Source organism: Tenacibaculum xiamenense, from assembly GCF_964513065.1.
GTDB lineage: Bacteria > Bacteroidota > Bacteroidia > Flavobacteriales > Flavobacteriaceae > Polaribacter > Polaribacter xiamenense.
Genome location: NZ_CAZEQU010000033.1, coordinates 795,371 through 816,511 on the forward strand (window position 1 = coordinate 795,371; position 21,141 = coordinate 816,511).

The 21,141-nt window shown below is 31.0% G+C and carries 17 protein-coding genes; 1 reads left to right on the forward strand and 16 read right to left on the reverse strand.

All coding sequences use genetic code 11. The features are described from left to right. Window positions 1–55: 55 nt before the first annotated feature. The 13 genes from ACKTTV_RS14600 to ACKTTV_RS14660 all read right to left on the reverse strand — a co-directional run bounded on the left by ACKTTV_RS14600 (window position 56) and on the right by ACKTTV_RS14660 (window position 16,019). Window positions 56–1,021, reverse strand: coding sequence for a fasciclin domain-containing protein (locus ACKTTV_RS14600; protein ID WP_408031588.1), 966 nt, complete (start codon window positions 1,019–1,021; stop codon window positions 56–58). Window positions 1,022–1,667: 646 nt separating this feature from the next. Further along, entirely contained in the window at window positions 1,668–2,252 is a 585-nt protein-coding gene (gene hisIE / locus ACKTTV_RS14605; protein WP_408031589.1) for a bifunctional phosphoribosyl-AMP cyclohydrolase/phosphoribosyl-ATP diphosphatase HisIE, read from the reverse strand. Continuing rightward, window positions 2,249–3,001: an imidazole glycerol phosphate synthase subunit HisF gene (gene hisF, locus ACKTTV_RS14610; RefSeq protein WP_408031590.1), complete on the reverse strand. Its 753-nt coding sequence runs from the start codon at window positions 2,999–3,001 to the stop codon at window positions 2,249–2,251. The genes hisIE and hisF overlap by 4 nt, the downstream gene beginning before the upstream one ends. Beyond that, on the reverse strand, window positions 2,995–3,708 hold the full coding sequence (hisA, locus tag ACKTTV_RS14615; protein ID WP_408031591.1) for a 1-(5-phosphoribosyl)-5-[(5-phosphoribosylamino)methylideneamino]imidazole-4-carboxamide isomerase: 714 nt from the start codon (window positions 3,706–3,708) through the stop codon (window positions 2,995–2,997). The genes hisF and hisA overlap by 7 nt, the downstream gene beginning before the upstream one ends. A gap of 2 nt (window positions 3,709–3,710) precedes the next feature. Further along, window positions 3,711–4,292: an imidazole glycerol phosphate synthase subunit HisH gene (gene hisH / locus ACKTTV_RS14620; protein WP_408031592.1), complete on the reverse strand. Its 582-nt coding sequence runs from the start codon at window positions 4,290–4,292 to the stop codon at window positions 3,711–3,713. 78 nt (window positions 4,293–4,370) lie between these two features. After that, window positions 4,371–5,504 (reverse strand): bifunctional histidinol-phosphatase/imidazoleglycerol-phosphate dehydratase HisB, encoded by a 1,134-nt coding sequence (gene hisB, locus ACKTTV_RS14625; protein ID WP_408031593.1) that lies wholly within the window; start codon window positions 5,502–5,504, stop codon window positions 4,371–4,373. Between the two features lie 16 nt (window positions 5,505–5,520). Then, window positions 5,521–6,573: a histidinol-phosphate transaminase gene (gene hisC / locus ACKTTV_RS14630; protein ID WP_408031594.1), complete on the reverse strand. Its 1,053-nt coding sequence runs from the start codon at window positions 6,571–6,573 to the stop codon at window positions 5,521–5,523. Further along, complete coding sequence (hisD, locus tag ACKTTV_RS14635; protein WP_408031595.1) at window positions 6,566–7,855, reverse strand: histidinol dehydrogenase; 1,290 nt, start codon at window positions 7,853–7,855, stop codon at window positions 6,566–6,568. The genes hisC and hisD overlap by 8 nt, the downstream gene beginning before the upstream one ends. A gap of 13 nt (window positions 7,856–7,868) precedes the next feature. Then, entirely contained in the window at window positions 7,869–8,726 is an 858-nt protein-coding gene (hisG, locus tag ACKTTV_RS14640) for an ATP phosphoribosyltransferase (RefSeq protein ID WP_408031596.1), read from the reverse strand. A gap of 472 nt (window positions 8,727–9,198) precedes the next feature. Continuing rightward, entirely contained in the window at window positions 9,199–10,749 is a 1,551-nt protein-coding gene (locus ACKTTV_RS14645; protein ID WP_408031597.1) for a hypothetical protein, read from the reverse strand. Between the two features lie 360 nt (window positions 10,750–11,109). Continuing rightward, complete coding sequence (locus tag ACKTTV_RS14650) at window positions 11,110–12,654, reverse strand: tetratricopeptide repeat protein (RefSeq protein WP_408031598.1); 1,545 nt, start codon at window positions 12,652–12,654, stop codon at window positions 11,110–11,112. Window positions 12,655–12,728: 74 nt separating this feature from the next. Then, a complete protein-coding gene (locus ACKTTV_RS14655; RefSeq protein ID WP_408031599.1) occupies window positions 12,729–14,273 on the reverse strand; it encodes a tetratricopeptide repeat protein in 1,545 nt (514 codons plus the stop codon). A gap of 201 nt (window positions 14,274–14,474) precedes the next feature. After that, the gene (locus ACKTTV_RS14660; RefSeq protein ID WP_408031600.1) at window positions 14,475–16,019 is read right to left on the reverse strand and encodes a tetratricopeptide repeat protein; all 1,545 of its coding nucleotides are present in this window, start codon (window positions 16,017–16,019) and stop codon (window positions 14,475–14,477) included. A 633-nt stretch (window positions 16,020–16,652) separates the two neighbouring features. Here ACKTTV_RS14660 and ACKTTV_RS14665 point away from each other — a divergent pair. Next, window positions 16,653–17,684: a DUF4476 domain-containing protein gene (locus ACKTTV_RS14665; protein ID WP_408031601.1), complete on the forward strand. Its 1,032-nt coding sequence runs from the start codon at window positions 16,653–16,655 to the stop codon at window positions 17,682–17,684. A gap of 62 nt (window positions 17,685–17,746) precedes the next feature. Here the strand turns inward: ACKTTV_RS14665 and typA are convergent, their stop codons facing one another. The 3 genes from typA to ACKTTV_RS14680 form a co-directional block, all read right to left on the reverse strand. Further along, on the reverse strand, window positions 17,747–19,519 hold the full coding sequence (typA, locus tag ACKTTV_RS14670; protein ID WP_408031602.1) for a translational GTPase TypA: 1,773 nt from the start codon (window positions 19,517–19,519) through the stop codon (window positions 17,747–17,749). Between the two features lie 117 nt (window positions 19,520–19,636). Continuing rightward, window positions 19,637–19,945: an LETM1 domain-containing protein gene (locus tag ACKTTV_RS14675; protein ID WP_408031603.1), complete on the reverse strand. Its 309-nt coding sequence runs from the start codon at window positions 19,943–19,945 to the stop codon at window positions 19,637–19,639. After that, window positions 19,945–21,108 carry a proline dehydrogenase family protein gene (locus ACKTTV_RS14680; protein ID WP_408031604.1) on the reverse strand — a complete coding sequence of 388 codons (1,164 nt, stop codon included), beginning with the start codon at window positions 21,106–21,108 and terminating at the stop codon, window positions 19,945–19,947. Before ACKTTV_RS14680 ends, ACKTTV_RS14675 begins: the two co-directional genes overlap by 1 nt. Window positions 21,109–21,141 lie beyond the last annotated feature (33 nt).

The window sequence follows — 21,141 nt, forward strand, 5'->3', positions numbered from 1 at the left end:
AAAATCGGCATGACAACAAGGTTATACCGATTTAAATAGAAAAGCATAGAATTTTTTACATGCTTGGAAGTAAAACCGTATTCACAACATGGATTACTCCGTTGCTTCCTTGAACATCAGTCGCAGTAATAGAAACTGTTTGATCACTTGAGGTCTTTAACTTCGCTCCATTAGTTAAATCAACAGTGACTTTCCCTGTGCTTAACATAGTTATTTCTTGGTTATTCTGTAATTGTTTCGATTGTACATTGGCTGCATTTACTACATGGTATTTTAAAACGGCATCTAATGTTTCAATTGGAATATCGGCTAAACCATTCCAATCTGCATTACTATCCAATAAAGCTTGAAAAGCCTCATTTGTTGGTGCAAAAATGGTAAATGGACCATCTCCGTTTAAAACAGATACAAAATCAGTTGTATGTCTACTATCGGTTAACGCGGCAACAAGAGTCGAGAAGTTTGAATTATTAATTGCAGTTGATACAACATTAGGTGGCAACATTACCTTGTCAATTATATGAATAATACCATTGCTAGCTTCTATATTCACCGTAACCGGTTTGGCATCACCATTGAATTCAATTGCCCCAGTAGTTTCAATTTGTAACGACAAACTCTCATCATTTGGCCCTACCCCTAAAGTATTAACATATGAATCCGATAAATCACCGGATGTTACTTTCTGTCCTAACACATGAAACTTAAGAACGTTCATTAATACATCGGTTGGAATATCATCTAAAGAGTTCCAATCGTTATTAGAATCTAGCAAAGCTTGAAAAGCTGCATTGGTTGGAGCAAACACCGTTAATGCACCATCCGCAGAGAGCACATCCACCAACCCCGCTTTCTGTACAGCAGCAACGAGTGAGCTCAAATCAGGAGTTGCAGAGGCTAGTTCTACAATATTTTTTGGCTGTTCAACTACAGGCGTGTCATCATCCGAGCAAGAGATAAATGACACAGAAGCCAACATCAATCCAGTGAACAAAATTGTTTTTAAGTTTTTAGTAAACATTACTTATTGTTTTAAGTTAGCACCTACTTCTTTTTTAAAGTCTATATTCGGTTAATTCAGACTTTGTTTATCATTAATTAAAATAAGTTAAACAAAAATAATTTAGCTAAAAAATTTGCACCTACTAATGGCGCTAGACAAATTTAATAAATTTTGTTTAATAAAAACTCTATTACATTAAACAAATGTTAAAAAAATATTTCTCAATAAAGAAAAATACCAGTTTTATGTTTATAAAACTGGTATTAAATAGAATTAGTAGTAAGCCTTTTTTTCCCCTAAATGATTTATTCCTTTTAGTATTATTTTTTTTAGAACCGTTTCTACTAAAATTCACAAAACACTTTCTAAGGATCCTTACTTGCCCCACAAGACAAAATGGCTATTTTTCTACACTAAGCCGATCTTTTATTACAATAAAATGTTTACTATTAAACCATAAACACCTCAATATCAACACCTTATTTTTAGGTAAAAATATACTTTTTCATGTTTAAATAAAAGAATTTTTCGATGAACAGTATTTTTTTAATCATTCAAAATACTAGCAAACAAATATTTAAACAAAAAACATTTCTCAATAAAAAATCAGTATTATTTTGCAATACTGATTTTTTATACATTATACTTATCTTCTAGTTAACCACTAACTTCTGTCTTTTAATACTTTCTCTATTGATTCAAATGGTATTTCTTTTGCTTTTAATAAAATCAAATAATGATACAACAAATCCGCTGCTTCATTTTTAAACAGCTCTTCATTATCATCCTTAGCTTCAATTACCAACTCTACAGCTTCTTCCCCAACCTTTTGAGCTACTTTATTAATCCCTCGTCTATAAAGCTTGTTTGTATAAGACTCTTCAACGTTATTATCTATTCTTTCGCTTATTATTTGCTCTAACTTATACATAAATCCCTTATCCGTTGCTTCACCAAAACACGAAGTCGTCCCCTTGTGACAAGTCGGTCCTTTTGGAGTTACTTGTATCAGTAGAGTATCATTATCACAATCTAATTGAATGCTTTTGGCATATAGATAGTTTCCTGAAGTTTCTCCTTTGGTCCATAAGCGTTGTTTGCTTCTACTATAAAAGGTAACCACACCTTCTTTCTTGGTTTTTTGAAAAGCTTCTTCATTCATATATCCCAACATTAGTACCTGTAATGTTGCTTGATCTTGAATAATAACAGGAACTAATCCATTTGTTTTTAAGAAATCTATTTTCATCTTATTGGAATATTTTTTTGTTTTAATTGTTCTTTTAATGTTGGAATTGGTATTTCTCCGAAATGAAAAATGCTAGCAGCTAAACCTGCACTTGCTTGAGTCTCTGTAAATACTTTTTTAAAATGCTCCACCTTACCCGCTCCTCCTGATGCGATAACTGGAATATTTACAGATCTACTAACGGCTTTGGTTACTTCAATATCGAAACCATCTTTCGTTCCATCACTATTCATTGAAGTCAATAATATCTCTCCTGCTCCTAAATCTTCAACTTTCTTTGCCCAAGCCAAGGTTTGTAAATCCGTTTCAAAGGTTCCTCCTTTGGTAAAAACCTTCCAAACACCATTGACATTCTTAGTATCAATAGCCACGACAACAAACTGACTTCCAAAACGCTCTTTTAAATCAACAATAAGTTGTGGATTTCTTACTGCGGAAGAGTTTATACTCACTTTATCAGCTCCCGCATTTATCAAAGCCAAAGCATCCTCAACGGAACTTATTCCTCCACCAACAGTAAAAGGAATATTAATTTCTTTGGCAATTCTCTCCACAAGATTTACCAAAGTTTTCCTATTCTCTAAAGTTGCTGTTATATCTAAAAACACCAATTCATCTGCTCCTTGTAACACATATTGTTTTGCAAGTTCAATTGGGTCGCCAGCATCACGGATATCAACAAAATTTACTCCTTTTACCGTACGTCCATTTTTTATATCTAAACACGGTATAATTCTCTTTTTTAGCATAATTGTTGAAGTTCTTTTAATGTTATTTTTCCCTCATAAATAGCTTTACCTAAAATAGCTCCACTACACCCTATTTCTTTTAACTCATGTAAATCATCCATATTCGAAACTCCTCCACTCGCTATAAGGTTAACCTGAGTTTTATTGACAATTTCCTTATACAAATCAACTGAAGCACCTTGTAACATTCCATCTTTGGCTACATCAGTACAAATACAGTTTTTAACACCTTTGGATTCATATTCCTTGATAAAATCTATAACATCTAATTCGGATTTTTCTAACCAACCATGTGTTGCTATTTTTCTATCAATACAATCAGCTCCCAAAATTATTTTCTCACTTCCATAAACATTCATCCAGTTCATAAAAACATCAGGATTTTTCACAGCAATGCTTCCTCCTGTGATTTGGCTTGCTCCACTTTCAAATGCTATTCGTGCATCTTCCTCAGATTTTAAACCTCCGCCAAAATCAATGATCAATCTAGTTTTAGATGCGATTGTTTCCAATACTTTATGATTTACAATATGACTCGATTTAGCTCCATCTAAATCTACTAAATGTAAATATTGAATTCCATTATCTTCAAATTCCTTGGCTATTTCAATAGGGTTTTCATTATATACTTTTTTGGTATTATAATCTCCTTTAGTTAAGCGTACACACTTTCCTTCTATAATATCTATTGCTGGTATAATTCTCATTACTAAATTTCTAAAAAGTTCTTTAAAAGTTGCTCTCCTACGTTCGCCGATTTTTCTGGATGAAATTGCATGGCGTAAAAATTATCCTTTTTCATTATCGAACTAAATGAAGTTATATAGTTACTAGTTGCAATGGTATCATCACTAATTTCAGCATAATATCCGTGTACGTAATACACATCATTCTCCTGAGGTATTTCTTTAAATAATTCCGAATCAGAATTTGCAGAAAAATTATTCCACCCCATATGAGGTACCTTATCTTCTGGAGGAAAACGTTTGGTTGAAGAATTAAACACACCTAAACACTTTGTATTTCCTTCCTCCGAATCTTTGCATAATAGTTGCAAACCAAGACATATTCCCAATACTGGCTGTTTTAAAGAAGGAATCAATTTATCAAGTTCTCGCTCTTTCAGATAAGCCATTGCTGAACTTGCTTCTCCAACTCCAGGAAAAATAACCTTATCTGCTTTCAAAATCTCTTCGTGATTATCTGTTATAATACTTTCATACCCAAGTCTCGTAATGGCATTTTGCACAGATCGTATATTCCCAGCATTGTATTTAATTATCGCTATCATTTTCAATTATCCGTTATTCAATTGTCAGTTATCACAAGCAATGCTATTTATTGATTTATTATAACTGACAACTATTAATTATAAAACCCCTTTAGTTGATGGTAAAATCATTTTGTTGACATCTCTTTTTACGGCTACCTTTATGGCTTTTGCAAAAGATTTAAATATAGCCTCTATTTTATGGTGCTCATTGGTTCCTTCAGCCTTTACATTTAAGTTGCATTTTGCTCCATCAGTAAAAGATTTAAAAAAGTGATAGAACATTTCTGTGGGCATTTTACCTATCATTTCTCTTTTAAACTCAGCTTCCCAAACCAACCAATTCCTACCACCAAAATCGATAGCGACTTGAGCCAAACAATCGTCCATAGGAAGACAAAAACCATAGCGCTCTATACCTAACTTACCTCCTAGAGCCTTTGAAAACACTTCACCCAAGGCAATCGCAGCATCTTCAATAGTATGATGTTCATCTACTTCTAAATCTCCAACAACATTGATATTTAAATCCATCTGACCGTGGCGTGCAATTTGATCAAGCATATGGTCAAAAAAGGCGATTCCTGTATCAATATTGCTCTTTCCCGTTCCATCTAAGTTTAATTGGATATTTATTTTTGTTTCGTTAGTGTTTCTTGTTATTTCAGCAGTTCTGTCCTTTAGTTTTAAAAACTCATAAATAGCATTCCAATCATTACTTTCTAAAGCTATAAACTCATCCAACTCGTTTCGTTTCACAGTAATTTCATCAGACCCTAAATAGGTTTCATCATTTATATAAATTGCTTTAGACTTTAAGTTTTTTGCTAATTCAACGTCCGTTAACCTATCACCAATTACAAATGAGTTGGTTAAATCATACTCTTCTGAAAAATATTGAGTTAACAAACCTGTATTGGGCTTTCTTGTAGGTTGATTATCTCTAGCAAAAGTTTTATCTATAATTTCGTTAGCAAATACAATCCCTTCCTCTTTCAAGGTATTCATTACAAAATTTTGAACTGGCCAAAATGTATTTTCAGGATAAACCTCAGTACCTAGTCCGTCTTGGTTTGTTACCAAAACTAATTCAAAATCTAATTCTCTGGCTATCTTACCCAACCCTTGAAAAACTTTAGGATAAAACACCAATTTTTCAAATGAATCTACTTGTTCATCAGCTGGTTCCTTTATTAAAGTTCCGTCCCTATCAATAAATAGTACTTTTTTCATAATATCTAATTGTCTTTTATGCTTTTGGTGTTACTAATTCTCTACTAATTTTTTCCATAGTATTTACTAACCTATCGTTTTCATCACTATTTCCAACGGTTATCCGAAGACAGTTTCTTACAATCTTGTTTCTGTTTCTTGTAATTATTTTTTGGGATACCAAAGTCTGATAGATTTCATTAGCATTACTCACTTCAATTAAGATAAAATTAGCTTCTGAAGGGTATATTTTTTTGACAAGGTCCAACTCCTCAAATCTCTTGATGAGTTTTTCTTTTTCATTTAGAATAATATTCTTTTCTATTTCGAACTGCGCTCTATTTTTTAACCTATCTAAAACTGCCTGTTGATTCAATGTACTCACATTGTAGGGAGGTTTTACCTTCTTAAACCAATTAATTATATCGGAGTTTGCATATGCCACTCCCACTCTAACACCTGCCAATCCCCAAGCTTTACTGAACGTTTGGCAAACTATTAAATTAGGAAAATCATTGACTTTTGATATATAAGACTCCTCTAAACTAAAGTCGATATAGGCTTCATCCACTATAACAATTCCTTTGAAATTGTTCAAAATATACTCCACTGAGGCTTTATTAAAGCAATTCCCTGTAGGATTGTTAGGTGAGCAAATGAAAATAAGCTTTAGACTTTCATCATTGATATAAGCACCTAATTGATCCGTGTCAATTTGGAAGTTTTTATCTAGTGGAAGTTTAAGTAACTCAATATTATTAATAGATGCAGAAACATTATACATTCCATATGTAGGAGAAAAGGTTAGTGCTTTATCTACCCCTGGTTCACAAAAAATTCTAAAAACCAAATCGATGACTTCATCACTTCCATTTCCAATAAAAATTTGGTTACTATCTATATTTTTAATTTTTGAAAGCTTTTTCTTAATCTCAGATTGATTTGGATCTGGATAACGGTTCAGATCTCCAAAAGGGTTTTCATTGGCATCTAAAAACACTTCCGCTTCCCCTTTAAACTCATCTCGAGCAGAAGAATACGCTTCTAATTTTAATATATTGGGTCTTATTAATGAATTCAACTTAAACATTTTCAATATCTTTTAATCTAACAGTAATGGCATTTTTATGCGCTTCTAAACCTTCTGCACTTGCCATTAACTCTATTGCGTTTCCTATATTTTTTATTCCTGTTTTGGTAACTTTTTGGAATGTTATTTTCTTTACAAAACTATCTAGTGATACACCACTGTAATTTTTGGCAAATCCATTTGTTGGCAAAGTATGATTCGTACCACTGGCATAATCACCGGCGCTTTCACAACTATAATTACCTAAAAAAACGGACCCCGCGTTAACAATTCCTTCGGAAAAATCCTCTGGTTTATCTGATGCTATAATTAAATGCTCAGGTGCGTACTGATTACTGAAATCAAGGCAATCGTCATACGTCTCTAAAAGTAAAATAAAACTGTTTTCAATGGCTTTCTTTGCTATTTCCTTTCTTGGTAGTTCATTTAATTGTTTTTCTATTTCTTCAGCAACTTTTACTGCTAAGCTTTCATCTACAGTAACCAACAAGGCTTGACTATCCGGACCATGTTCTGCCTGAGATAAAAGATCTGCTGCAACATATTCCGGATTTGCTGTTTTATCAGCAATAACCAGCACTTCACTCGGTCCTGCAGGCATATCAATGGCTACTCCTTCTTGCTGAATTAATTCTTTTGCCTTGGTTACAAATTGATTCCCTGGTCCTAAAACTTTATACACGTTCGGGATTGTTTCCGTTCCAAAAGCCATTGCCGCCACAGCCTGTGCTCCTCCGACCTTAAAAATTTGGGTTACCCCAACTAAAGAAGCCGTGTATAATATAACAGGATTGATTTTCCCCTCTTTATTTGGAGGTGTACAAAGTATTATTTCTTTACATCCTGCTAATTTTGCAGGAATACCCAACATTAAAATTGTTGAAAACAATGGAGCCGATCCTCCTGGAATATACAATCCAACTTTTTCTATGGGAACACTTTTTCTCCAACAATTAACACCTTTTGTAGTTTCAATTACTTTCTCTTTATTTATCTGTGAATTGTGAAACTTTAATATATTCGATTGTGCCAACTGGATTGCTTCTTTTAGAGATAAATCCACCAAGTTTTTTGCTTCATTCAACTCTTCTTTTGATACTAAAAAACTTTCAAGCTCTACTCCATCAAATTGTTTTGTATAACTTTTAAGCGCTCTGTCTCCTTTTTCTTTAACTTCTAAAAGAACATCTCTCACTTTCTCCGTCAATCCTTCGTTATTTAACAAAACTCTTTTCGTCAAGTTTTTAACTGAGTCTTTGGATTGGTTTCTAATTATTTTCATTCGATTATTCATTTTACATCACCATTTTTTCTATTGGGCATACCAATATTCCTTCGGCTCCTGATTTCTTTAATTCATCTATTATTTCCCAAAATTCATTTTTATTAAGAACCGAATGCACTGAACTCCAACCCGCTTCTGCTAATGGAAGTACCGTCGGACTTCTCATTCCTGGAAGAATGTTGATAATCTCTTCTAGTTTATCATCTGGAGCATTCAGTAAAACATAACGCGATTGCCTACCCCTTAAAACCGATTGAATTCTGAATTGAAGCTTGTCTAGAATTTCCTGCTTAGATTTAGGTATTCTGGGAGAAACAGCAAGTACAGCTTGTGATTTTAAAATTACTTCTACTTCTTGTAAATTATTTTTAAAGAGTGTTGATCCACTTGAAACAATATCGCAAATTCCATCAGCCAAACCAATATTAGGTGCTATTTCAACAGACCCGTTAATAATATGTAACTGAGCTTTAATTTTATTTCTAGTTAAGTAATCACCAACTGTTTTAGGGTAGGAAGTTGCAATTTTCTTTCCTTGAAAGTACTCCAATCCATTATAAACTTCTCCTTTAGGAATTGCTAATGAAACTCGACATTTTGAAAAGCCAAGGTTTTCAATAAACTCAATTCCACCTCCTTTTTCAATCAATAAATTTTCGCCAATAATGGCAATATCAACAACTCCATCTTTTAAATATTGAGGAATATCACCATTTCTCAAATAAAAAACCTCTAGTGGAAAATTACTTGAAGAAGCTTTAAGCTGATCTTTTCCATTATCTATTGAAATACCACAATCTTTTAAAATTTGAAGAGAATCTTGATTCAATCTTCCTGATTTTTGAATGGCTATTTTTAATTTACTCATTTTTGTTTCTTTGGTTTGAGTAAATCTTTTAGGAAAGTTATTTCTTGGTACCGGCAGAAATAAAAAACCCGTTTGATTTACTCAAACGGGTTTAAAATATATTTCAAATTTTATTCAATACATTTTCAGCTCGCTTGAGTGCAAGTATGAAAATGATGATGATGTAATTGAATAAAAGTCATTTCTTTGTTTTAATAATGATACAAATATTTAAAAAAATATTTTAATTGACAAAACAATCTTTAAATAATTAACATTTAAAGTGAATTCATAACCTTAATTTAAGGTTATCCCACGTCAAACGTACTACACAGCCTGCAAAAAGGCACTACATACTAAAAAAGTCTTGCAACTCAATATACATTTGTCACAGATATAGTTTAAATAGACTTTCAATTGAGAGAGTCCCCCTTTTAAAGTTTACCGTTGATTTTTATTACCAAGACAGATTTTCTGCTCTTGGTAATTTTTTTTAGAGTTCTGCCAAAAGATCATATAAACTCTCTTCTTTCTCCAAACCTAGCTTCTTTTTAATTCTATAACGTGTAGTTTCAACACTTCTAGGAGACACGTTTATTAACTGGGCCACTTCCTTACTTTTTAAATTTGAAACGATATAAGTACAATGTTTTAAATCGTTTACGGATAAGTTAGGAGCCACATCTTTTAATCTATTAAAAAACTCTGGTCTAATTTTTTCAAATTGAATTTTAAAATCCTCCCACAACTCTTCTTCAGATACTAATGATTTCAACTTTTTTCTAACCGTCATTAAATACCCTGGAGCACTTGGGCTACTATCCATATATGCGTCAATATCGTCGCTAATTTTTCCAATGGTATCGTTATACGTAGATATTTTTAAGATTCGAGAAAATAGCGACTGTTCATTTAGCTTCAATAAGCTCTCAATGTCCTTCTTTCTTTCCTCTAAAATAAGATTGTTGTCCTTTAAAGTGACAATTAAATCATTTAACTCATCGTTCAACTTTACGATCTGTTCATTTTTCTTTCTATTTCTCTTAAAAAAGAAAATCAACAAGAAAATCAACCCAAATAAAAGTACAATAGAAACAAAACTGATAAATAAAATTTTTCTTTGGTCACCAATAATCACTTCCTTTTCTTTCCTAACTTGCTTTTCTAAAGACAATTCTCTTTCATACGATTCATTGATTGATTTCTTATTTTCATTATTTAAATCTCTCCATGAAATGATCGATTTCTTTAAGTTATCAACAGCCGATTTGTAATCTCCTCTTGAAATATCCAAATCTGCATTTGCACCATGAAACCATGCATAGGTCAAAACCTTATTATCGAGATTACTATTTTTTAAATGTCCTTCAAGAATTTTAATATACTCTTCAGCCTTATCAAACTCTTTTAATCGAATATAATTATCTGCTATTTTATAAAAAATGCGTTTGTAATAGATCAATAGTTTTTGATCATCTCCTATTAACTTCAAGCAATTATTGGCCGCATCTATAGACTCCCTATACTTTTTTAAATCTCTAAGGTTTAATGTTAAATTATAATAACTCTCTATTTGTTTTCTGACATTATTAACCTCTTTAAAAGAGTTAATTGCTTTTTCAATAAGAATGTTCGAGGCATTATAATTTTGAGTCAGATACCCATTAACAACAGATTTATCATTATATATCAATCCTTTCAATAAATGATCATTGGCTTTAGACGCGAATACAAATGACTGATCGAGAAGCTCATTAGCCTCTTTATATTGATGTAAAGACAAAATATGATAGACACCATTAAGATATAACGCTTTGCTCTTAATTGTATCATGAAGCTTTAAATCATGATTCTTTTTAAGAAATGATAAGATTTCTTCTATCTGACTTGTGTCATCGGTCTCATAGAAGTTATAATATACTTCACTTATCTTCTTGTTTATGTTCTGATTGGTTAGTAAAAGGTCATTGGTTTGCCCGTTAATGTTCGTTTTCAATAACAAAAACAGCCCCATAATTAATATAAATATTCTATTCTGAATCATGATTTTTAGAATCGTCGTAAAATATTAATAGATAGCTTTTTCATTAACATAATCTATGTTTTTTAGGTGGAAAAAATTCGTTAGCAAATATACTACAAATGTACTTCATAACCCCATAGTTCAATGATTTACAATACTTTGTTAAGTTTTGTTTTTTTGAGTAAAATTGAAAAAAATTAAAAATCACAAACAGGAAAATAATAAAAAAAGACCTCTAACAAACCATTAAACAACTAACAAACAAACACTTAAACACAAACACCTCAAAACTACATTTTAAAAGAATGGCAAATTCCTAACAATTTTTATAGGAAAATCGTTATTCAATGATTTTTTTGTGATAATTACAAGTATTTAATTTTACAAGTTGCTCAATAAATCATAGAGGCTATCATCTTTTTCTAAACCAATCTTTTTCTTTATTCTGTATCTAGTTGTTTCAACGCTTCTTGGCGATACATTTATTAATTGAGCGACCTCTTTACTCTTCAGATTTGAAACTACATATGTACAGTGCTTTAAATCATTAACAGATAAATCAGGAGCTACTCTTTTTAGTTTATTAAAAAATTCTGGGCGGATTTTCTCAAATTGAACTTTAAAGTCATCCCATAATTCTTCTTCAGAAATAAGAATGTTAAGTTTTTTCCTTACTGTCATTAAATATCCAGATGCAGATGGATTCATATCCATGTAATTATCAATTTCAGCACTGATTTTTCTGATAGTATCATTATATGTTGATATTTTCAAGACACGGGAAAACAAAGACTGCTCGTTGAGTCTTAAAAAATTTTCTACTTCCATCCTTTTCTCTTCTAATGAAATATTTTTTCCCTTAAGCTCCTCTATTAATCTATTTAAACTGTTATTTAATTCAACAATTTCCATATTCTTCTTTCCGTTCCTTTTAGAATTATAGACCAATACAAAAACTAAAACTATTAAAACGACTAAAGCAATACCTCCAAAGAATAAAGATCGATTCTGGCTTTGAATAATTTTATCTTTATCGGCTTTTAACTGTCCTTCTAACTCCAACTCTCTTTCAAAAGATTTTCCTAATAATTTTTGAGTTTCAAAATTCAACTTCGCTACTGAATCACGTGTCATTTTATATCTCTTTGCGGCTTGTTCAAACTCCTTTTTCTCCATGTGATATTCAGCATAGGCATAGTTCAATAAATTCCTTTCATTTCTATCCTTTGCGGTAATATTGTCTTCCGCCTTTTTCAAATTAGTCAAAGCTGCATTAAAATCACCCAACTTAGAATAACTATGAGCCTTACGTATATATATAGTCTTTAAAACTCTTTTTCTAGCTCCTGTTTTTTGAATAAGGGAAATGCAAGTATCTGCATATTTTAAGACTAACTTCCATTCTTTTCTTCGACGTGAGTTCATGAACAAGTTATAATAAGTGTCTATGATTTGAAATTTCTCACCTGTTGCTTTAAAATAGACTATCGCTTTTTTTAAATACTCTTCTGCCTTTACAAAATCTCCCGTATCTTGAGTTACGTTTAATCCTCTCATATTATATACAACTCCAATTAGCCGTATATCTTGAGTTTTTTCTGCCAATCTGAGAGATTCCTTTAAAAATTGCTCACAAACATCATACCTTCGAAGCACATAGTTATTTACAGCTTTTAAATAGAGAGCTTTACTATTTATTGAGTCTTCTTTTATTTGAATATTATTTACCTTCAAATAACTCAATATTGAATCCAAAATCTTAGGATCTTCTTTTTTCTGAAATGAATAATACGCTTTTAATACTTTACTGTTATCAACAGAATCTTGACTTTTAGATAAGAATTTAACCTCTTCCAAAGCAACACTTTTAAAAGAAATTAATAAACAAGCAACTACATATACTTTCAATAAAACTACTTTACCCAACCTTTTTAATTTTACTTAAACAATATTACTACACGACTCCTCCTCTAATAAAATATAGCAAATGCTAGTGAGCACTATAAACTCGCCAATAAATCATAGAGGCTATCATCTTTTTCGAGTCCAATTTTTTTCTTAATTCTATACCTTGTTGTTTCAACACTTCGCGGTGACACATTTATTAACTGTGCCACTTCTTTACTCTTTAAGTTTGAAACAACGTAAGTACAATGTTTTAAATCATTTACAGATAAATCAGGAGCAACTTCTTTTAATCTGTTAAAAAATTCTGGCCTGATTTTCTCAAATTGTATTTTAAAATCCGACCATAATTCTTCTTCAGAAATAAGTGTATCCAGTTTCTTTCGAACCGTCATTAAGTAACCTGACGCAGATGGATTACCATCCATATAACTATCAATGTCATTACTAATTCTTCTAATGGTATCGTTATAAGTGGAGATTTTTAAAACACGCGAAAAAAGCGATTGTTCATTTAGTTTAAGTAAGTTTTCTATTTCAATTTTCTTTTCCTTCAGATCAATATTATTATCTTTTAGTTCGGTTATTAGGTTATTTAGTTCTTGATTTAGTTTCGATATTTGATTGTTTTTGGTTTTATTTTTTTTAAAGAAAAATATAAGAAGAAATATCAATCCAAAAAGTAATGTTATCGCCAAGAAACTTACCAATAGTATTTTTCTTTGATCTTTTATTATAACATCCTTATCTTTTCTAAGTTCTTTTTCTAAACTTAATTCTCTTTTGTACGATTTATCAATAGATTTTACTGTTGCATCATTAAGTTCTCTCCAGGAAAGAATTGATTTTTTTAAGTTAGTAACAGCCTCTTGAAACTCTCCTTTTGAAACATTTAAATCTGCTCTAGCCTCATGAAACCAGGCATATGTACGCACTTTATTTTTTAAATTACTCTTTTCTAATTTTTTCTCTAAAACATTGACATACTCTTCTGCCTTTTCAAAATCTTTAAGCTTTATATAACTATCAGCAATTAAATAATAAATCCTCTTATAATATAATAGCAAATCTTCATCTTCACCTATCAATTGAAGGCACTTTTGAGCATATTCAATTGCTTCATGATACCTAAACAATTCGCGAGAATTAACAGTTAAATTATAATAGGTTTCAATTAATTTATAGTCATTCCCTATTTCTTCAAAACACTGAATGGCTTTTTTATAAAGGATATCTGCCTCCTCATAATCATCATATATATAATTTGCTAAAATAGCTCTATCATTATATACAAATCCTTGAAGTAGTCGATCTTTTGTTTTTATAGCGAGTTTAAAAGACTTCTGTAGTATTGTATCTGCTTCTTTATACCTATGTAATGATAAAATATGATATACACCTTTCAAGTATAAAACCCGACTATTAAGCGTATCGTTTAATTTTATCCTATCATGTTTCTTTAGAAACATTAACATACTTTCAATTTCAGAAGTATTTTCTGTTTCTTTGAAATTATTAAAAACCTCAATAATTTTATCTTGGTAATTAACATCAGTAAATTTCCCCCCTCCTTCTTGTGCTTTTGAAGAACTAATAAAAACAATGAAGAATATAAGAGATATTGAAAATATTCTACTCAAAACCATAACCAATAAACACCCTATAAAATATCAACTATTAAAAAATCCATTTCACCCTATTTAATTGGCAAAAGACAAAGTTAAAGTTCACTACAAATGTACTACATTGATTGAAAATGTAATAATTAATATTAAATATAACAATTTAATAACATTTGTAAAAATCACTTTAACCAAAAGCTTGCGCTCTACACAACTCTGTTAAAGCTCATTTAACAGTTCAAATAAACTATCTTCTTTTTCTAACCCAATTTTCTTTTTAATTCTATATCTAGTTGTTTCAACACTCCTTGGTGAAACATTTATAAGTTGAGCAACTTCTTTACTTTTTAAATTTGAAACTATATAAGTACAATGCTTTAAATCATTTACGGATAAATTTGGAGCTACTTTCTTTAATTTATCAAAGAAATTAGGTCTAATCTTTTCAAACTGCACTTTAAAATCTTCCCATAACTCTTCTTCAGAAATTAGTGCTTGAAGTTTATTTCTAAGTGACATTAAATAAATAGGAACATCATTATTATTATCAATATAGCAATCTATTTCTTCGCTTAATTTTTCTATAGAATCGTTGTAAGTAGATATCTTTAACATTCTTGAAAATAATGTTTGCTCATTTAAGTTCAATAAATGCTCAATTTCTTCTCTATTATCTTCCAAGGCAATGTTCTTTTCTTTTAAATCGACAACTAAATTCTTAAGATTGGAATTCAATTTAAATATCTCCTTACTTCTTTCTTTATTTTTCTTCGCCAAGTAATACACCAAAAACAATGATACAATCAATACAACAATAATGAGCCCTCCTAAATAAAGTACTCGTCTTTGAGACTTTATGACAACCTCTTTATCCTTTTTTAATTTATTTTCTAACCCCAATTCTCTTTCAAACGCCTCCTTTAAACTAGTTTCAGTTACTCTTTTCTCCTTATTTCTAAGCGTTATAACATTCTTATACAACTCATTAGCCTTACTATAATCATTTCGTAACTCATGGTATTTAGCATACTTCAAATAAAATAAAGATCGTTGGGGATCTTCTTCCGAAATAACGCTATCAGCTAGCATAAAGTCTTTTTGAGCTTCTTGATAATTTCCCAGTTTAACATTACAGTCTGCCTTAATTATATATAACAATTTTAACAGATTTCTACTATTAGGAATTTTATCTATTAATTCTAAACAAGCCCTTGCATAGTTTAGAGACTTTTCACAATCTCCTTGTTTTTTTCCAACGATTGTCAAATTATAATAGGTACCGAGCTGTGAAACTAAAAGACCTCCACTTTTAAAATATTCAACAGCTTGCTTATAATGTTCTTCTGCCTTTAAAAAATTTCTTCTACTTTTAGATGCTATAACACCTCTATCATTATAAACCAATCCCATTAACAAATAATCATTTGTTTTTTTAGCTAATTCAAATGACTTAGAATAAAAATTTTCTGCATCAGCATATCGCAATAAATTGAGATTATTAACTGCTTTTAAATAAAGTATTTTACTATTTATGGTATCCTCTTCAAACTTCAACTCATTTCGTCTTATATGAAGCAATAAAGAATCTAGTAATCCTTTATCTTCTGACTCAATAAAATCATAGAAACTTTTAACAATTTTTTTATTTGTATCTCCGTGATCAGCTTTTTTTTCTTTCAGTTGAAAAGCGAAGCAACACGCACATACACTTAAAACAAACCCCCATCTTTTTAAATGCCCTTTTAATATCAACGCATACATCATTTATACTACATCTAAATTATACCCCAAAAACCACAGACCTGAAAGTCAACTAACAAATCCCTTGCAAATATAAGGCTTTTATAAGATAACCCAATAAAAAACAGCACTTTAGAAAACAAACCGTTAATTATCAATATAAAAACAAAACTTCAAAAATATTACTTCATTTATACTACACAACACTTTTTAACTATAATATTAACAGTAAAATTCAATATTTTTCACATTTCAATCAATGCAAATACCTAACCAAAAGACGAATAACTATAAAAAACTGATTTACAACCTTCTAAACTCAAAAAAGCAACATTAAATCGACTTTAGCTTTCTTTTGAAACTTCTATATCTAAACAAATAGAATAATGCACTTCAAAATTACTACACGGATTTTTTCATTGATTTTTAATTATACATTTGAGAAAAATAATTGATATTCCCCTTATCATTATATTTCGTTTTAAAAAAGTTACCAATAATATTTGCATTTTCCCCTTGTATATTACCCTTGCAATTATGTTGGTGACTTTTCTTTTTTATACGTACTTCCTTTTTTTAACAGTTAAATTTTAGCCCTTTATTTTTGTTGGCACACTCTTTGAATAAACGAACTGATATAATCAAAATATTATCGGTATGAAACTAAAAACTATCCTGCTATCGTTATTCTTTGCTACAAGTGTAACTTTTGGCCAACATAAAACAGATGATTATAAATCTTTTAAAAGTGAACTTAGAAAAAAAGAGCAAGTAAAAGATTACAATTACAACAAAAGTATTGACTATATAAGTCATCATAATCTTTTGGTTATTGACTTAATTGACATGTGTAGCTACTTCAGAAGTGACAGAATGAAATACAAAGTTTGTTTAAAAGCTTATCCCACTATTATAGACAAAAAAAACTTTTTTAAGGTTTACGACTCTTTTCATTCTTTTTCTTATGCTATTAAGCTTTACCATGAAACGGAAGGAAGTACTAAAGAAGATGAACGTGAAATTCACTTCCCCGACCCGTTTAAATATAACGGTGTTATTTCAAGTAACTGCGAACGCCCAATTAGTCAATATGCTTTTGAGGAAATTCTTCATAAAGTTGAAGATTTAAAAAATGAAAATTACAGACTGAGTCAATTAAAGAAATCTATATATCATTCATGTTTAAGCACAGAAGAGATTATGAAGCTTGCTCAAACATTAGATAGTGATGAAAATCGTTCAATATTTTTGAGTTATGCAGTAGATTATGCCTACGATATTGAAAATTACTTTTATGTTAAACAATTAATTGATGATAAATTTGAGAAGCAACAATTAATTAGCTTTATTAACAAAAAAGTAGAACAGATTGTTGCTCAGAATAACCATAATGAATGTGCAACTTCTCCTAGTGAATTCGATTACATTTTAAAAACAATAAAAGATCAGCAATTTTCTAAAGAAAAAATTAACATTGCTAAAGCTCATATTGCAAAAAACTGTTTTGATATACATCAAATCTCATTAATTGTAAACCAATTTAACTTTGAAAACAACAAACTAGATATTTTAAAATATAGCTTTCAACACTCAAATGAGAAAGATAAATTTTATACGCTTCGTGATCTCTTAAATTTCAATGCCAACAAAAGAGAATTTGATGAATTCCTACTAAAGCAAAGAAGCTAATACAATACAAAAAAACCACCCAAAATTGGGTGGTTTTTTATGTAAAAATATATTTTTATATGTTACTTTACAAAGTTGATTTTACGTAAACGTAAACTCTCAGGAGTTACCTCTAAATACTCATCATCTTTAATATACTCCATACATTCTTCTAACGACATATCAATCTTTGGAGCAATCTTAACACCATCATCAGAACCAGAAGCTCTTACGTTAGTTAATTTCTTTCCTTTGATTAAGTTCACTGCTAAATCGTCTTGTTTTGCATTTTCTCCAACAACCTGACCTTTATAAATTTCTTGGTTAGGGTCAATAAAGAACTTACCTCTATCCTGTAAACGATCAATTGCATAAGCTGTAGCTTTTCCTGCTTCAGAAGAAACAATCGCTCCATTTACTAAATCAGAGAACTCTCCTTTATATGAATCATATCCACGTAAACGGTGGTTAATAATAGCTTCCCCTTGAGTTGCTGTTAATAATTTATTACGTAACCCAATTAATCCACGAGAAGGAATATCAAATTCTAAGTGCTGTAAATCACCTTTAGGCTCCATAACCAATAAGTCACCTTTTCTCATGGTTACTAAGTTAATTGCTTTACTAGCTAAATCTTCAGGTACATCAATTACAAGTGTTTCATAAGGCTCACACTTTACACCGTCAACATCCTTTAAAATAACTTGTGGACGTCCAACCTGTAACTCGTATCCTTCACGACGCATTGTTTCAATTAATACCGATAAGTGAAGAATTCCTCTACCAAAAACATTAAACTTATCCTCAGTATCTGTATCTTCAACTCTTAAAGCTAGGTTCTTCTCAGTTTCTTTATATAAACGATCACGTAAGTGACGAGAAGTTACGAACTTTCCTTCTTTACCGTAGAATGGTGAGTTGTTAATGGTAAATAACATACTCATTGTTGGCTTATCTACCTCAATTCTAGGCATTGCTTCAGGAGCTTCCAAATCCGCAATTGTATCACCTATTTCGAAATCATCTAATCCAGTTACCGCACAAATATCTCCACTTCTTACTTTATCTGCTTCAGCTTTCCCCATTCCTTCAAAAACGTGAAGCTCTTTAATACGAACTTTCTTAGTTGTTCCATCAGACTTACAAAGCATATAATCTTTGTTTTTCTCTAAATCACCTCTAAATACACGTCCAATTGCGATTCTTCCCTTAAATGAAGAATAATCCAACGATGTAATTTGCATTTGAGGAGATCCTTCTCTATAAGGAGCTTCAGGAATTGTTTCTAAAACAGCATCTAATAATGGAACGATATCTTCCGTTGGCTTTTGCCAATCCGTACTCATCCATCCATTCTTAGCAGAACCATAAATAGTAGTGAATTCTAACTGCTCTTCAGTTGCGTCAAGAGCAAACATTAAATCAAAAACTTTCTCGTGAACTAAATCAGGAGTACAGTTTTCTTTATCCACTTTATTTACTACAACAATAGGAGTTAATCCTAATTCGATTGCTTTTCCTAAAACAAAACGTGTTTGAGGCATTGGTCCTTCAAATGCATCAACCAATAAAAGAACACCATCGGCCATTTTTAATACACGCTCTACCTCACCACCAAAGTCGGCGTGACCAGGAGTATCAATTACATTAATTTTTACACCTTTATAATTTACAGATACATTTTTCGATAAAATAGTGATTCCACGCTCACGCTCTAAATCGTTATTATCCAATAATAAATCTGTACGTTCCTTACGTTCATCTAAAATTTTAGCTTGATCTATAATTTTATCAACCAAGGTAGTTTTACCGTGATCAACGTGTGCTATAATAGCGATGTTTCTAATTGACTGCATTTTGCTACGTTAAATTTGGCGCAAAAGTAGTGTATTATTATGTAATATTTGAAGTTTTTTTATTAGGGATGAAAAATTTAAAGTAATCTCTTAATAAACTTAAAAATAGTTTATCATTTATTCTTCTTCATCTGTTTTTAATTCGCTGTCATCTGCACGAAAAGAACTAGGTAAAATGTCAGGAATTAACTTAATTAATAAAGGTAAAAGCAATGCACCACCTGGAAGCATAAATACAGTGAATGCAGGAATGGCTTTACAAATATCTAATGTTTGCTCTTTTACCTTTCTTTTTTCCTCATCTGTTAATGAGGTAGAAAACGACTTTCTAATTAAAAACACTAGCTCTTTGCTCTCTCTGAGCTCTTGAGCTAGTCTTTTTTTATTTTTTTGAATCGCTTCTTTTATTTCGTCAACTGTATTCATTACAGTTTACGTCTTTTTTTCTCTGTTTTCAACAAGTTTAACTCACGAGAAGTTTGTCCAGCAACCGAAGTATTTTCCTCAGCTCTTCTTATTAGATATGGCATCACATCTCTAACGGGGCCAAAAGGAACATATTTTGCCACATTATATTCTTCTTTTGCTAAGTTGAAGCTAATATGATCACTCATTCCATATAATTGACCAAACCACATGCGTTTATCTGTTGAAGCTATATTATGCTTTTTTGCTAACTCCATTAATAAATATGAGCTATCTTCATTATGAGTACCCGCAAAAATGGCCATATTCTTATGTTCCATCATATAAGTGATAGCTTCATCATAATTAATATCAGTAGTATTTTTATCAACGCATATAGGTGATTCATATCCCATTTCTTCCGCTCTAGCTCTTTCCTTTTCCATATAAGCACCACGCACTACTTTCATTCCAATATGGTAACCTTTTTGGTGTGCTCTTTGGTGAAGAGATCTTAAATACTCCATTCTATCATGACGATACATTTGCAATGTATTAAATACAACAGCTTTCTCTTTGTTGTACTCTTCCATTAACTCTTCTATCAAATCATCAGCAGCTCCTTGCATCCAGCTTTCCTCAGCATCAATCAATAAAGGAACATCTTTTTCAGCAGCTGATTTACATACCTTATGAAAACGTTCTACTACTCTATTCCACTCAACTTGCTCTTCTGCATCAAGCTCTTTCCCTTCAGTTAACTTTTGGTACAAAGCAAAACGTCCAAATCCAGTTGGTTTAAAAACAGCAAAAGGAATTGACTGCTTTTCTGCAGCAAAATTGATCGTTTTTAACGTCATTTCTAATGCATTTTCAAACTGCTCTTCGTCCTCTTTACCTTCAACTGAATAGTCTAAAATACTATGAACATTTCCCTTATCGAACATTTTTTCGATATTAGGTAAACAATCATCTTCGGTTACACCACCACAAAAATGATCAAATACAGTGGCTCTAATTAATCCTTCAACAGGTAAATGAGCTTTTAAAGCAAAATTTGTAACTGCTGTACCAATACGAACCATTGGTTGGTTTTGAATCATTTTGAATAAGAAATACGCTCTTTCTAATTCAGAATCCGTTTTTAACTTAAACGCTGTTTCTGTGTTGTCAAATAGTTTCATTAACAAGTAATGTTATTATTAATCTCCGCAACA